The organism is Nocardia sienata NBRC 100364, from assembly GCF_001613205.1.
GTDB lineage: Bacteria > Actinomycetota > Actinomycetes > Mycobacteriales > Mycobacteriaceae > Nocardia > Nocardia sienata.
The window spans coordinates 1-14,987 of record NZ_BDBX01000084.1 but is presented as its reverse complement, the minus strand read 5'-3'; the positions used below and the strand labels follow the sequence as shown (position 1 = coordinate 14,987).

Sequence of the window (14,987 nt, the reverse complement as noted above, 5' to 3'; positions counted from 1 at the left end):
TCGGCTGGCCGAGATCCGCGACGCGATCGGCCGGCCGATTCGATGATTGTTGCCGGGCCGGCGGCCGCCACGTCGGCGGCCGCCACCGGTGATCACCGCTGACCGCCTCCACGGTTCAGCCTTCCGCGTTCGTCGGCTGCTTGCCTCCCAAGGTCTGGGCATGTCCCCAGGTGGATTGATAGTCGCGCTGGCGCTCCGCCGGGACGAACCGCTGCTCCAGCTCGCGAACTCGCTCGGTGTTGGTCAGCTGCATGAAACTCGCGGTCCCGTACGGCGAATCGGCCATCCGCGCGACCCATTCGTCGAGTGCGGGCTGGCCGCGGTGCCGGAAATCGTGCAGGAGAAACCACGCGGAGTCCATCCCGACCGTGGCGGCGATCGTGGGGTACAGGGCAACCCGGACACCGAGGGACTGCAGTTCCTCCGGTGTCGGGGCGGGGCTCGCACCTCCCCAGATGGTGGCGACCGGAACCGGGATGCGGGCGCAGGCGCGCTCCAGGTCGCTCCGGTTCTGGACCGAATTGAGCCACACCATGTCGACGCCGCCCTCCTCGGCGTAGGCGACGCACCGATCCAGGGCGTCCTGAAAGGTCTCGCCCTCGGCGCCGAGGGCATCGCATCGTCCGACCACCACGAAGTCCGGGTCGATCTCGTCGCGTGCCGCGACAGCGGCCCGGTACTTTCCGACCGCCTCCACACGAGGAATGCAGCGCCGTCCCGACGTGGTTCCCGACTTCTTCGGCGCCTCCTGATCCTCGATCTGGAGCGCCGCGACGTTGCTGCGGACGGCCTCCTGGACCGAGTACCAGACATTGACGGCGTTGCCGAACCCGGTGTCGAAGTCGATCATGATCGGAATCGTGGTGCGCGCGGCGATATGCCGGGCGTGGTCGACGACATCGCGCAGTCCTACGATGCCGGTGTCCGGGTAGCCGTACAGGAACGCCGAGAGCTGGGAGCCTGCGAGAAAGTAGCTCTCGAAACCGGCCAGCTCCGCCGTACGGGCCAGCAGCGGACTGAAACCCCCCGGCATGACGACGATGTCGTCACCGTTCAAGAGCTGCCGGAACTTCCGTCGTTTCGCGTTCGCCTCGCTCACATCCGCGTTCACGCCCGCTCACCTCCTACTGTTGTCGTTGACTCCGGGATCGCGCGGACAGCTGCCGAGAGTTCGGCCGCGCGTTGGTCGTAGAGCTGTGTCCAGGTCGCGCTGTCGTCGACGACCGCGGAGAAGGCCACCACCTCGTGGCTCGGTTCCTGTGCCCCCGGGGGAGCCGAGCGCCCATCGGCGACCGCCCTGATCGCGCTCACCATGAGGTCACGGACGCGGACTACGGCTCGGTCCTGGGCGCCGAGCTGCTCGCCGACCCGCTGCCCGCGCGGCCAGGTCTGCTCCAGGACACAGCCGTCGTGGTCCGGCGGGAACGCGCCCATCCCGGCGTACCAGTCGCGCATCTGGTCGCGATCCTGCTGGTACCTGTTGTCGCCACGCCGGTGCAGGCGGCCGTCCGGATCCTGCATCGCTTCCCAGAGGCAGGTCCAGCGCTCCTGGTCGAAGGCATTGCGCCGATCCAGGCTGATGTCGAACCGCCAGTGCGACTCGTTGTCCCGGGGGACGATGAATTGCATCGTGTAGCCGTCCTCGAAGACCGGCGCGGTACAGATGTTGGGATAGAGGTACTCCATGACCCGCACGAACGACCGGCCGGGCCCGGCCCGCCGTATCGCGGCGACCCGGAGGCCGTAGTCCACGTCCTGCACCTCGATCGTCGGCGCGGGATCACGCCCGTAGAGGGTGTTCGCCGAGGTGTCGGCGCCGGTGATCCCCAGGGAGCCGCTCGGTCCGTAGCGACCGCTCTGCTCGGACTCCGGGAACTGGAGATGCAGGAAGGACACGTGCCCGGGGTCGAGCGAGTGATCGAGGTCGGCGGCGTAGTTGCCCATGTACAGCAACCGCGCCGCGACCACGTGGCCGGGGTCGGCGGTGAAAATGTCGTACCCCGGCAGCTCCGGGGGCTCTCCGTCGCCGAGGTAGGCGAACACGCAGCCGGCGACCACCCGGCACGGGTATCCGGTGTGGCCGACCGCGGCGCTGTACTCCGCCTCCGGAGCTTCACCCGGTTGTTCCAGGCAGCGCCCGTCACGGCCGATCAACCACCCGTGGTAGAGACACCGGATGCCCTCGTTCTCGACACGGGAATAGCTCAGGTCGACGCCCCGATGCGGGCACCACCGGCCGACGAGGCCGTATCGGCCGTCGGCGTCGCAGAAGAGCACCAGCTCCTCCCCCATGACCACCATCGGAACCGGAGATCCACCCGGCGCGATATCGCTCGCCAACGCGACCGGCTGCCAGTACCGGCGGAAGAAGTCGCCGCCCGGCGTTCCTTTGTCCGTGTCGGTGAGGAGTTCGTTCTCTTCCGCGGTGAGGGCGGGGAACCGCACCGGCGGGGCCTCCGATCCCGGCGCCGCGGCGTTACTCGACACCGGCAACCTGCCGGGAAAGGGTGACCTCGCGGCGCTCCCTGGACGAGGTCATGATCGCCTCGAGCACCTCGACGGTCGCCTCGCCCCAGCGACCGCTTCGTAGCACGGGCGCTCCCGCGTACAGGACGTCGTACATGTTCTGGAAGGCGCCGCTGCTGGCATCGAGATCGGGCTCGACCAGGACCGTTCGGATCTCATTGTCGCCGTAGACGACGAGCCCGTCCGGCGACTGCCTGATGTCACCGCGCTCGCAACTCACGATGGTCAGGCCGAAGTTCGCCAGCGCGGGCTCCCCGATCGGCGGCCGGGTGTCACTCCCGTAGCGCCAGCCTTCCTTCGCACCGCTCTCGCTGTCGGGTCCGGTGAGCTGTGCGAGCCGTTCGCGCGCCTTCAGGTTAGTCTCCGGGCCACGCGGTCCTTCGCCGCGCCATCCGGTCAGCTCCGCGGTGTCGAAGTGGGCGTACGAGTTGTAGACCAGCGTCGCGACGGTGCCGTCCTCGAAATCGAGGTAGGCGGAGTAGGCGCCGGCGGCGGGGCGTGCCTGGTCCCAGACCCCGGTGGTGGCACGCACGCTGCGAACTCGTCCGCCACCGAGTACCCGGACGATGTCGATCTGGTGCGCGCCCTGGTTGTACACGAGGTTGCCGCCGCCGAGCGGATCGAGTTCCCAGCTCGCCCGCGGCCGGTACATCCACTCGTTGAAGTGCCAGGTGTTGATCATGCGCACCCGCCCCAGCTCACCGCTGGAGATGATGCGGCGCATCGCCCGCACCGCGGGCCCGTAACTGTGCGTGTGGCCGCACAGCAGCACCACCCCCGCGGCCTCGGCGGCATCGTTCATGACCGCGCAGTCCTCGGCCGTGAGCGCCATCGGTTTGTCGACGATGACATGCTTCCCGTGGGCGATGGCGGTGAGCACCTGCTCGCGGTGGAACTTGTTCGGTGTCGCGACGTAGACGACGTCCACCTGATCGCCGGCGCACATGGCGGCCAGATCCTCGTAGACCTCGCCGCCGAACTCGTCGTGGAAGGTCTTCAGGGCCGCCGGACGGAGATCACAGGCTGCGGTGAACCGCACGTGCGACCACCCCGACACCCGCGCCGCGACGAAGTTGAACGCGACGCCGAGCCCGACCACGCCGACCCGAAGCTCCGCGGGCCGCGGTTCCTCGCCGCGGTTGGGTGTCGATGACCCCGTCATTCTGCCTCCTATGTGTGAAACGGCGTAGCCACCGCGTGCGTGCTTCGGCCAAGCCTCGATACGTACAGATCACCGCCGCTCCCCCCGGTGCGGCGGTGCGCGCTAACGGAGCCCGTAGATGTCCAGCGTCGAAGCACCCTGCTCGAGGCGGCCGAAAACGGCCGATTCGGCCCGGTCGCGCTCCATCGACCTGGCGCGAACCTCGTCGGCTCGATCTCGCGGTATGCGGAGCACCCCGGCGGCGTCACCGATGATCAGATCGCCGAGTTCGATGTCGACGCCGCCGATGCGGATCGGTTCGCCGAGGTCTCCGTCGCCGGCCGGGTCCTTCACCGTTCCCCGCAGACAGACCCGCTCGGCGAAGACCGGCCACCCGCGCTCGGCGAGGGCGGCCGAGTCACGGACGCCGCCGTGGATGACGAGCCCCGCCAACCCGCGCGCTACCGCGGCACGGGCGAGCACCTCGCCCCAGTACCCGTATTCGAACCCTTCGCCGACGTCGACGACCAGAACCTCACCGGGCTTCGCGGCGTAGACCGCCCGGTGCAACCACAGGTTGTCGCCTGCCGGGGAGCGCACCGGAAAGGCCGGTCCCGCAACGTACATGGCCGCGGCGATCGGTTTGATCACCGAGGGCAGCGCCCCCACCGTTCCCGCGGCCTCGTGTGCCGTGGCGGAACCGATCCGCGCGACACTCTCCTCGATCGCCGTCATTTCACATCCTCGCGGGAATCATCGACATGGTGGAATCCAATTGCCCGCGCGCCTGCGCCGCGGGGCCGGTCTCGCGGCGGCTCCCGACGGCCGCCGCGGCGGAGCGTGCTGCTCAGAACAGCACGCTGACATTCATGCTCGGGATGACGGACAGGTCGAGCGTGACGTCGCGAGCGGCCAGCTTGAAACTGTCACCATCGATGAGCAGCCGGTCCCGCCGGATCGCCGAGTACAGGTGCTGATTGCCGTCCACCGAGTGACTGCGGAAGAGCAGCGTGTTGCTCGTGACGGACAGCTCGGACGGATCCCCGTCTCGTTCCACGATGACGTTCGAGATGAATCGACGGGTGATCGAATGCGGGTTCTCCGAGTACGTCAGCTTGGCATTCGAGATCTGCTGGACGCGAATACGCAGCTCACCGGCGTGGTTGTCGACGATCGGGTATCCCTCGGCCGGCTGGTCGGAGGCGCGGACGGTGCGGGCGCTCACCCGGTAGTGGACGGTGGGCGTCAACAGGGCCAGCCAGTCCTCGTAGCGATCGGCGTCCAACAGCGCCGACTCCCGATAGAGGAACTGGCTCACCTCGAAGTGGAGCTGCTGGGTGACCGCCACCGGTGCCGACGGCGAGATTCGTTCGGTGGTCTCGGTCATGACACGCTCTCCGTCATCAGCTTGTTCCAGTGCTGCAGGAATTTGAACTGGGTGATCTCCGCGACGAACGGCTGGTACGCACTGCCCGGGCCGGCGTGGCCGGGCACCGGGTGATCCAGGAACGGGACGGCGGTGCTGAACACGAACGGGTGTTCCCGCGCCGCCGGTGTCGTCGTGGTCGATCCGACCGAGGACCACAGCTCGACGTCCTCCTGCTCGAAGATCCCCCCGACGCCGAAATCGTTCACGGCGCGGACATGGACCGCCCGCTTGTAGTCCGCACTCGCCTCGACCTCCGCGAACTGCCAGCTGAGCACCTCGATCTGCCCTGGAGCGATCGGGTGCCACTGCCGGAGCAGCAGCCCCTTCATGTAGACACCCGGCTCGACCTCGGTCGGGGTGTTCTCGATGAAGGACAGATTCGGGAATACCGTCGAGACTCCGATCGCGAGCGACGCCAGTACGTCGGCCTGCTCGGGTTCGAGCGCCGCGTCGTAGAGGTCGTGCAGCTCCTTCGGGTAGTGCGCGTACCGCTCGCCGGGCAGGCTGACCAGGGAGACGCTGTGTCCGTTACCGGTGCTGACCTGGACGGCGTCGCCGAGCGCCGCCATCAGTTCGGGTGGCGAGAACGGGGTCGGGCTGAGCGTCATGGGACCGATGTGGGTCGTGATCACATGGGTGTTGTCGGTTCCGAAGTTGATCGCTGCGGTCTTCCAGTCAGCGTTGACGACGAACCGCTGCGGCGGGCCGAGCACCTGAGCCCCGCCCGGCGTCCGGGCGAAGAACAGATCGAGGTACCAGCGGAAGTCACCCAGATACTCGTCCAGCGACTCCCCCTCCTCGCTCCAGTTGCCGAAGATCATTCCCTTGTAGCTGTCCAGGCGCGTCACGGGAATGAGCCCCATCGTGGAGAAGTCGGTGCCCTCCGGGTACAGCGCGTCGAAGTTGGTGCTGATCAAGGCGCCATCGGTGCCGTAGCTCCAGCCGTGGTACGGACACACGAAACGGCGGGTGTTGCCCTTGTCCACCCGGCAGACCTTCACGCCGCGGTGCGCGCAGCTGTTGAGGTAGGCACCGATCGTGCCGTCCTCGCGGCGGACCACGATGACGGGATCGCCCGCCATCGTCCGGGTGACCACGTCCCCCGAGTTCGGGATCTCGGTCTCGTGGCCCAGGTAGAGCCAGGACTTCCGGAAGATCCTGTCCTTCTCGAGTTCGTGCACGGCGGGACTGCCGAAGATCTCTCGGCTCACCAGCCCCTTCTGGTCATCGATCCATCGGGGATCGAGTCGCACGTTTTCCCCGTCGTTCGTCATGGGTACTCCTTCCACCGCCGCACGCGAGGCGTGCCTGCGGTCCAGCTTCATTGGTGGGTTGCCTGGTATCAGCCGACCGGCGCGGCCGCGGGCTTCGGGACCGCGCTCACGACCTGCAGCTGGGTCATCTCGTCGAGCGCGCGCGCCCCCAGCTCGGTGCCGATGCCCGAAGCCTTGGCGCCACCGAAGGGGACGTTGGCCGCGAGCTCACCGTGCTTGTTGATCCACACGGTGCCGCATTCGAGCCTGCTCGCGACCTCGGCTGCCCGCTCCGGATCCGATGACCACACCGAGCCACCGAGACCGAAGGGCGAGGCATTGCTCCGCCGGATCGCGTCGTCGACATCGCTGTACTTGACGACGGGCAGGATGGGGCCGAATTGTTCTTCGTCCACGATGCGGTCGCCATCGGTGACGTCACAGACGATGGTGGGGCGCAGGAAGTACCCCGGGCCGCTCGTCTCGCCACCGGTCACGATCCGCCCCGCGCGACGGGAATCCTCGAGCAATTCCCGCACTCGATCGAACTGCCGCGCGTTCTGTACCGGTCCGAGCATCGTCCCCTCCGCGAACCCGTCACCGACGACCATGTTCTCGGCGAGGGCGATGAGTTCGGCGACCAGCTCGTCGTGGATGGATTCGTGCACGTAGAGCCGTTTCAACGCAACACAGATCTGCCCGCTGTTGAAGAAGGAGCCCATGAAGATCCCCGGAGCGACAGCCTTCGGATCGGCGTCGTCGAGCACGATGCCCGCGTCGTTGCCGCCGAGTTCGAGCGTGACTCGCTTCAGCGAGGCGGCGGAGTTGCCGAGGATGTGCTTACCGGTCGGGGTCGAGCCGGTGAACGACACCTTTCGGACGCCGGGATGTCCGGTCAGGACATCACCGAGGTCGTTGTCGTCGGCGACGACATTCACCACACCCGGGGGCACCAAGTCGGCGATCAGCTCGCCGAAGCGCAGCGTGGCCGTCGGCGTGGTCCCGGCCGGCTTGACGACGACGGTGTTGCCCGCGAGCAGTGCGGCCGGGAGCTTCGTGCCGAGCATCGACACCGGCATGTTCCACGGAATGATCGCGGCGACGACACCGAGCGGCCGGCGGTAGGCGATCGCATGACGCTCCGCGCTGTCCTCGACGACCTCGGGTTCGAGCGGGAGGGCAGCGAAGTATCGGATGAACTGGGCGAGGAACATCGCTTCGCCGATCGCGATCGGGAAGGGCTTGCCCTGCTCGCTCGTGGTGAGCCGGGCCAGCTCGGTGGCGTTCGCCTCGACGGTCTCGGCGATCCGGATCAGCACCTCCCTGCGGTGCTCGATCGTCGTCCGGGACCAGGTGGTGAAAGCCTGCTCAGCGGCCTGCACGGCGGCCGAGACCTGCTCCGCGGACGCGCACGCGACCGTCGTGAACGGCTCTCCGGTCGCGGGATTGATCACCGCGAGCTCGCGATCGCCCGCGACCAGTTCGCCGCCGATCAGCATCAATGGCTTCGGCTCCTGCGTGCTCATCAAGCACAGCTCCTTCTGAGTTCCTTCGGAATCGGCCACCACTTGGCGGAGGCTTTCGGTGACCGGCGTCACGATTCCCGCAGCGCTGTCGACCTTATTATAATATCGGTTTTCTGTCCAGGGCTTTTGCCGAGTTTCCGGCATTCGCCATCCGGCTGCCCGCCCCCGAAGGCCGCGAGGGCAGGTCACAGCTGCCGCATGCACGGCGCCTGCGACCTGCCCGGAACCGGAGCAGCGAGGGTCCTACTTCGACAGCAGGTCGGAGTTCACGATCCGCTGGGCCGCGAGCTCACCCAGATGCGTCGCCGAGTCCATGTTGGTGTTCCCGAGGTAGTCGCTGGCGAACTGGATCCGCTTCCAGTGCGCGACACTGTTCTTGAACTTCTTCAGGTCCCGGTATCGCCCCGGGGTGCTGGCGGACACGACACGGGGCCAGCGGTTGACGAAGGTGAACTCGATGTTCTCCCGGAAGCCGGGGACGATGTTCTCGGTGGCCTCGAGCAGCGTCTTGGTCACCACCTCGTCATCGGCGTCCCAGTACTCCTTGGCGATCTCGTCCGAGGAGTAGATCGAGATCATCTCCTTGCCCGCGGGCACGCACTTGTCGGATCGGTTCCGCTCGAAGACGACGGCGAGCACCCGGGGCTCCACGGAGGCCGGGATCAGCGCCATGTAGGCCTTCTCCTTGGTCGGCGCGGACAGCCCCACGTGCACATTGGTCATCGAGGTGTAGGTGATTCCCTCGAGGAACGACTTGCCGAAGGCGGACAACTGCGGCAGGAACTTGGCGGTCGAGTGCGCGTCCGCGGTGACGATGACCGAATCCGCCTCGATCACCTTGCGCTCACCGCGCACGTTCGCGGTGACGGTGACGCCCTTGGCCGATTCGACCACTTCCTCGACGGTGGTCTCCAGCGAGACCGCGAAGTGCTTGGCGATGGTCTGGGCGTAGGACGCCACGCCGTTGGTGAAGGCCCGCGTCGGCCCGGGAGACCCGACCTCGATGTAGATCAACCGCAGCAGATCGACCTTCGAGAGCGTGCTGCCCGGTGCGCCGACCTGGCTGTGCAGCAGGACGTCGATCAGATTGTCGTACAGCGCGGGATCGAGGTGCCTGGCATACTGCTCGGCGCTCTCGGTGTCGAGTCCGGCGGCGTTGGACAGATCGGGGCTCTTGACCTGCTTACGCGCCCGCAGGACGTCGAATCCGATCCGGCCGAGGGCCAGCTTGCCGCGCAACCCGACGAGCTTGGTCTTCGCCATCGCCAGCGCGATGTTCGACGTGTCGAGGTTGACGATCGTGCCGTTGCCCTGCGCGATCCCGAAGATCGAGCCGCCGACCTCCGCGCCGCCCGGAGTGTCGAGCATTCCGAGCTCTTTGATGATCGGGATCATGTGCGTGTGGGTGGGCGGCACCACGGTCGGACCGAGGTCGATGTGGAAGCCGTTGACCGTGCGGGACTTCATCTTCCCGCCGACGACGTCGGCGGGATCCAGCACGATGACGTCGACGCCGGCCTGCTCCAGGCGGTAGGCGGCGGCCAGCCCCGCGGGGCCCGCTCCGATGACGACCACGCCGTGCCGATCGCGCAGCGGCGACTCGTTGTGCTGCGTGCCGGTGGCGGGCGGTTGTTTCCTGGTCATGCGTTTCTCCATTCTTTGAGCATCGAGCGCTTCTCCGGGAACTGGGTTTCTACTCAGCGGAAACAGCTGCGCGATAACGTTTTTCGGCGGGATAGCGGCTCTCGATGTCCTCGACGGCCAGCTTCGCCGTCTCCGCGCACGCACCGGTGCCGCCGGTGGCGTACTCCTTCACCCCGTCGCCCACGTTCCACAGGTTCGGGAACGGAGTGGTCCTGGGGACATCCGAGCCGGCGACGGCGCGTTGCGTCGGCCACTCCCCGCGGTTCACCTCGATGGACAGGATGCGCGCGCGATCGAAACCCGGCACCTGTTCGCGAAGATCCTGACGGAGGAGCTCGATCTCCGCCGTCTCGTCGAAGACCCCGAGGGACGGCCGCGGCGTCGCCGCGCCCACGTAGAGGTTCCAGCCGGGCGGCGCCATCTCGGGGCAGGTCGCGGTGAAGTTCGCGACGTAGCACAGCCGCCGGGTCCTGGCGAAACTCAGCAGGCCGGGGGCCGGGACCAGGTCTTCTTCGCTCGCGAAGTTGATGCTGATCATCGATGTCGGGCGGTCGCCGCGCCGGACGCTCGCCCGGTAGTTGGGCGAGACATTCTCTTCGCCGACGAGGTTCATGGTGCCGCGCGGTCCGATATTGCTCACCACGACTCGCGCCTCGACCGCCACGGTCTCGCCGTCCTTCTCGATCACCGCGCCCGTCACGACGCCGTCATCGATGCGCAGCGAGGTGACCGATGCCGACAGCCACACGTCCCCGCCACGGGCGACGATCGAGTCCGCCAGCGCGCGCCACACGCCGATCGTGCCCTGCGGACAGAAGCCGACCTTGGCGGCGAGCGTGTTCGGGCGGGTGAAGTAGGTCAGGAACACGCCGGCCGGGAGCTCGTCGGCACTGACGGAGAAGATCGAAGCGCACAGGTTCCCGACCACACCGTGCACCGTCTCGTTCGTGGTGAACCTGCCGAGCCACTCCGCCATCGACTGGGCGGCCTTCGCCTTTCGCCGCCGTTCGCCACCGATACGCTTGATCAGCCCCATGACGCGGGGCGCGAGAGCTGCCATCGCGGCATTCACGCGACCACCGGTGAGGTCGATGTCCCGGTTTCCGATGCGCATGAGCATCGGCACAGCCGGGAACCGCAGATCGAGTTCGACGCCGGATTCCAGGAACGTCTCCTCGGTGACCCCGCCCGCCTCGACCACGATCGCACCGTTGTTGATCTTGAAACCGTCGAAGTCTCTGGTGGACGCCCGGCCTCCGACCTGCGCCAGGCTCTCGACCACCAGGACCCGATACCCCCGATGCACGAGCCGCGAGGCCGCGCAGAGCCCCCCGACGCCTGCGCCGATGACAAGGGCGTCGTACGCGCCGTCCGTGTTGTTCACCTGTGAACTCCTCGTTGTCGATGATCGCGGCGCCTGTCGATGGGCGATCTGCGACCGAAGTACTCGCGATTCCGTGCGAGAAGACCTGACCCGGACGATCCCGGCCGTCAGAGAGTGGAGCGAGCCACCCGAGAGGCTTGCAGTATTATTATCATATCAATCTCCGGGCGACAGGGATTTCGCGGAAAATCCGGATCCTGCTCCCGGACCGGTCACCGCGCCACGGCCCGGCGTCGCGGATCACGGCCGCCAGTAGACGAAACCCATGGCGATCCCGGTCCCGGCAGCGGACCGGTAGCACGGCACGTAGTCCACGACCGTGGGCTTGTACCCGAGCGTGGCCATCGCGCCCGCGACCGGAATCCAGTTCTTGATCTCGGAGGTCCCCGCGTTGTAGATGTCCTCACCGAGCGCGGCGAGCGGATCGATGGACTGCTGCTCCAACGTGTCGAACAACGCGCGATCCACCTCCTCGTCGATGACGAAGTGCGAGAGGCCACCGGAGCTGATCAGCGCGACCCTGGCCTCGGAGTCCCAGTTCTCGATCGCACGCACGACGGAGGCACCGAACGAGTAGCAGCGCTGCACACTGGGCTGGTTCGGGGGGTAGAAGGTGTTGAAGAGCACCGGGACCGACGGGATCGGAGCATCGCGCATGATCTGGCGATAGATGAAGCCGAAGGCATGCGGGATGTGGTTCGTGTGCGGCGGCAGCGAGCGGAGGACGGCCACGTCGAAGTCGTCGCTCATCGCCTGGGCGATGATCCCGTCAGCCAGCTCCTGCTGCCCGGGATTGGTGGCTCCCGCGGGCGACACATGTCCGGGAACCGAGACCTCGATCCCGACGGGGAGGCGGCTGAGGTACTTCTCGTCGGGAAAGTAGTTGGGAATCTCCTTGCCCCGCCACACCGAGATCGCCGGGATGAGCGGCTCGGTGAAGATCTCCATCTGGTCGTTACCGAAGATCACCACCACGTCGACCTCGGCCTCCGCGAATACATCGGCCAACGTGTCGAGGGCTGCGCGGCACGCGCGATGCTTCTCCGTCCACACCTCGACGTTCGCCTCCGCCCCGAACTCCGATTCGGACCTGAGGTCGACCAGCTCGTCATAGGTGTAGCTGTCTCCCCGGAACCACTGCTCCGGGTTCTCCTTGTCGGCGTCCACCCGCAGGCCCCACTGATCGGGCGGGGTCGACAGCATGGGACCGTGGGAGGATCCGATTCCGAGCACGATCTTTGCCATTGCACTGCTCCACTTCTCCGGGGTTGTCCTCAGACATCCAGCGTCAATTTGTCGGTCACGGCGCGAGAGCAGCACACAGCGATCTCCCTGTTGCTCTGCTTCTCGGCATCCGTCAAATAGGAATCCCGATGATCGGGGACTCCATCGATCACCGAGGTGATGCAGGTTCCGCAGATGCCCTGCGCGCAGGAGGTGGGAACCCGGATGCCGTTCTCGGACAGCACATCCGCGATCGAACGTCCCGCGGGAACCTCGACCGTCACCCCGGATCTGGCGGCATGCACCGTGAAGGTGGCGCCGGATTCGTCGACTGCGTCGGCGGTGAACGATTCGATATGGATCCGGTCCTGGCTCCACCCGAGTTCCTTCGCACGCCCGGTGACGAAGTCCATGAAGCCGGTCGGCCCGCACACATAGAGATGGGTACCCGGATCCGGCTCCGGGAGCAGGCGCTGTGGCTCGAACCGCTGCGACGGCGACCCATCGTCGAAGTGACCCCACATCCGATAGCCGAACGGCTCCTGCATCAATTCCTGCAGGAACGCCGCCCGGCGATAGCTCCGAGCACAGTAGTGGAACTCGAACGACCGCTGCAGTCGGTGCAACCGGATGGCCATGCTCATCAGGGGTGTGATCCCGATGCCGCCACCGACCAGAATGCTGCGTTCTGCCGTCTCCACGAGCTCGAAGTTGTTGCGCGGAACCCCGATGGTGATCCGATGGCCGGCATCGAGCGAGTGCATGGCCTTGGAGCCGCCGCGGCTGAGGTCAGCGAGCAGCACCCCGAGCCGGTACGAGCGGACATCATCGGGATCGCCGCACAGCGAGTACTGCCGGACCAGTCCCGGCTGAATGTAGACATCCACGTGCGATCCGGGATCGAACGGCGGGAGGTCGCCACCATCGGCCGAGATCAGCCGCACCGACACGACGCCGTCGGCCTCGATCACGGCTTCGTCGACGATCACGTCGATCTGCTTCTGCGCTCTGTTCATGTTCTGCAATCACCTCGTCGGTCTTTCGACGACTCGAGCTGATCGGGACAGCCCCTTCGCGTCGTTGCACATCGGTGTTCCTTCCCCGCCGCTGTTGCGGCGGGGGTCAGCCGGCGTTGTCCGGCTCGGTGCGGGCGTAGATATTGCGCCTGGTCATCTGCTCGGCGTGCTCGGCCGGATCGGCGTTCTTCTCGATCCAGTCGGAGAAGGTGACGAAGTCGGTGAACGACCCGAGGCCGTCCTCACGCCAGATCCCCTTGGGTTCCTTGCCCGCCTGCACGTCCTCGACCGCCTGGAGCAGCATGCGCCGCGCGCGCATGACCCCGAGGTCGGACGGTGTCAGATGCTCGGTCCTTCGATCACTGATCGAGCCCATCGACTCCGTGACCAGCAGATCGTGGATCGGGAACGCAGTGCCCACCCCGGCGAAGGTCTTGTCGATCATCTCCGACCGATCCTGCAGGAACCGGTTCTCGAGCAGCCTGCGCCGCTTGCCGTTCTCGTCCAGCTCGGCCTCGATCGACTGCGCGAGGATCGCCGAATCGAGCTCGCTGTGCGCGTGATAGGTGATCTCGTAGCGATAGTGGGTGTGGTCGTCGATGGGCACGTGCCAGAGCATGGTCGCCCCACCCAGCCCGTACATGGCCTCGAAGCCGTTGGCCGACGCGCCGTTGGGGAGGATGAAGTTCGAGCAGCGCAGGAAGGTCTTGCCGTCGACGTAGTCGCGCTCGGCGAGCAGCCGGAACCCGTAGCTCGTCTCGACCACCGAGAGCCGCGGCGCCGAGTCGGCCTCGAAGCCGGTCATGGTGGCGTCGGCCGCCGGGTGTTCCATGCGATGCACGAACGACGTGTGGCTGGGGTCGATGTTGCCCTCGTTGGCCTGCAGGTAGTTGCACTCGGAGAGCCAGCGGTTGATGAAGACGTGTTCGGCCGGAGCATCGAGGAACGGATAGTCGGGCAGCACCGGAGGTTCGCCGGAGCCGAGATATGCCCAGACGAGCCCACCCCGCTCCTGTACCGGGAAGGAGGGCTGCCGCCAGTTGACAGCCGATCGCTGCGCGGCCGGGACATTCGGCTGCTCAAGGCAGGCGCCGCTTCGATCGAACAACCATCCGTGATAGGGGCAGCGCAGACCGCCGTTCTCGATGCGCCCGTAGCTGAGATCGGCGTTGCGATGGGGACAGAGCAGGGCAAGCAGCCCCAACTCGCCTGCTTCGTCGCGGAACAGGACGAGATTCTCGCTCAGGACGCGGATGTGCGCGGGCGGTGCGCCGGCGGGGAACTCGCTCGCGATGCCGATCGGCTGCCAGTAGCGACGGAGCAGCTCGCCCGCGGGTTCTCCCGGGCCCGTGCGGGTCAGGATGTTCCACCGATCACCGGGATGGACGCTGGACATGGACGGAACGTCGGTATTCGTAGGCGACATCGCTATCCTTCTGTTCGGCTCTGATCGAAGCTGGACGGTGCGGGCTCGCCGAGGCTGAACCGCCGGCACACAGAGGGCAGGGTCCGGAGCTACCACCGCCGGGGCTGACAGTAGGACCGGAGGCTCGACCGCAACCCCGAGAAGGATATTATAGTAATACTATCAAGGTGTCCAGGTTTTGGCGCTTCCGCTCCCGACGGGCGCTCGACCCAGCATCGGGCCGTCACGAACCGAGGCCCCGCCCGGCACCAGCGGCCAGGGGCGGAGCCTCGATCATGCGATGTCGATCAGCCGGCAGCGCTCCGGATCGGCGATTCCACGATCACGGTGGCGCGGCGGGGCGAGCTCTCAGCCGATCCCGGATTCCCCGGGCCGCGGGCTCAGACTGCCGAGTGCCTCGCGGATCTCGGCCAGCCTG

12 protein-coding genes are annotated in these 14,987 nt (G+C 66.9%); all 12 read right to left on the bottom strand.

The window, feature by feature from the left end; all coding sequences use genetic code 11:
• Positions 1–115: 115 nt before the first annotated feature.
• Positions 116–1,111, bottom strand: coding sequence for an isocitrate lyase/PEP mutase family protein (locus tag NS4_RS30180; RefSeq protein WP_063062883.1), 996 nt, complete (start codon positions 1,109–1,111; stop codon positions 116–118).
• The gene (locus NS4_RS30175; RefSeq protein WP_169811832.1) at positions 1,108–2,487 is read right to left on the bottom strand and encodes a Rieske 2Fe-2S domain-containing protein; all 1,380 of its coding nucleotides are present in this window, start codon (positions 2,485–2,487) and stop codon (positions 1,108–1,110) included. Before NS4_RS30175 ends, NS4_RS30180 begins: the two co-directional genes overlap by 4 nt.
• Complete coding sequence (locus NS4_RS30170) at positions 2,477–3,688, bottom strand: Gfo/Idh/MocA family protein (RefSeq protein WP_063062881.1); 1,212 nt, start codon at positions 3,686–3,688, stop codon at positions 2,477–2,479. The genes NS4_RS30175 and NS4_RS30170 overlap by 11 nt, the downstream gene beginning before the upstream one ends.
• 102 nt (positions 3,689–3,790) lie before the next feature.
• Entirely contained in the window at positions 3,791–4,402 is a 612-nt protein-coding gene (locus tag NS4_RS30165) for an RraA family protein (RefSeq protein WP_063062880.1), read from the bottom strand.
• Between the two features lie 112 nt (positions 4,403–4,514).
• Positions 4,515–5,054, bottom strand: coding sequence for an aromatic-ring-hydroxylating dioxygenase subunit beta (locus tag NS4_RS30160; protein WP_063062879.1), 540 nt, complete (start codon positions 5,052–5,054; stop codon positions 4,515–4,517).
• A complete protein-coding gene (locus tag NS4_RS30155) occupies positions 5,051–6,370 on the bottom strand; it encodes an aromatic ring-hydroxylating oxygenase subunit alpha (RefSeq protein ID WP_169811831.1) in 1,320 nt (439 codons plus the stop codon). The genes NS4_RS30160 and NS4_RS30155 overlap by 4 nt, the downstream gene beginning before the upstream one ends.
• A 68-nt stretch (positions 6,371–6,438) precedes the next feature.
• Positions 6,439–7,875 carry an aldehyde dehydrogenase family protein gene (locus tag NS4_RS30150; RefSeq protein WP_063062884.1) on the bottom strand — a complete coding sequence of 479 codons (1,437 nt, stop codon included), beginning with the start codon at positions 7,873–7,875 and terminating at the stop codon, positions 6,439–6,441.
• A 243-nt stretch (positions 7,876–8,118) separates the two neighbouring features.
• Positions 8,119–9,519 carry a protoporphyrinogen/coproporphyrinogen oxidase gene (locus tag NS4_RS30145; RefSeq protein ID WP_169811830.1) on the bottom strand — a complete coding sequence of 467 codons (1,401 nt, stop codon included), beginning with the start codon at positions 9,517–9,519 and terminating at the stop codon, positions 8,119–8,121.
• Between the two features lie 49 nt (positions 9,520–9,568).
• A complete protein-coding gene (locus NS4_RS30140; RefSeq protein ID WP_063062876.1) occupies positions 9,569–10,903 on the bottom strand; it encodes a phytoene desaturase family protein in 1,335 nt (444 codons plus the stop codon).
• A gap of 240 nt (positions 10,904–11,143) precedes the next feature.
• Entirely contained in the window at positions 11,144–12,148 is a 1,005-nt protein-coding gene (locus NS4_RS30135; RefSeq protein WP_063062875.1) for a DODA-type extradiol aromatic ring-opening family dioxygenase, read from the bottom strand.
• Positions 12,149–12,177: 29 nt separating this feature from the next.
• Positions 12,178–13,143, bottom strand: coding sequence for a PDR/VanB family oxidoreductase (locus NS4_RS30130; RefSeq protein ID WP_063062874.1), 966 nt, complete (start codon positions 13,141–13,143; stop codon positions 12,178–12,180).
• Positions 13,144–13,249: 106 nt separating this feature from the next.
• A complete protein-coding gene (locus tag NS4_RS30125; RefSeq protein WP_084487852.1) occupies positions 13,250–14,569 on the bottom strand; it encodes a Rieske 2Fe-2S domain-containing protein in 1,320 nt (439 codons plus the stop codon).
• Positions 14,570–14,987: the final 418 nt, after the last annotated feature.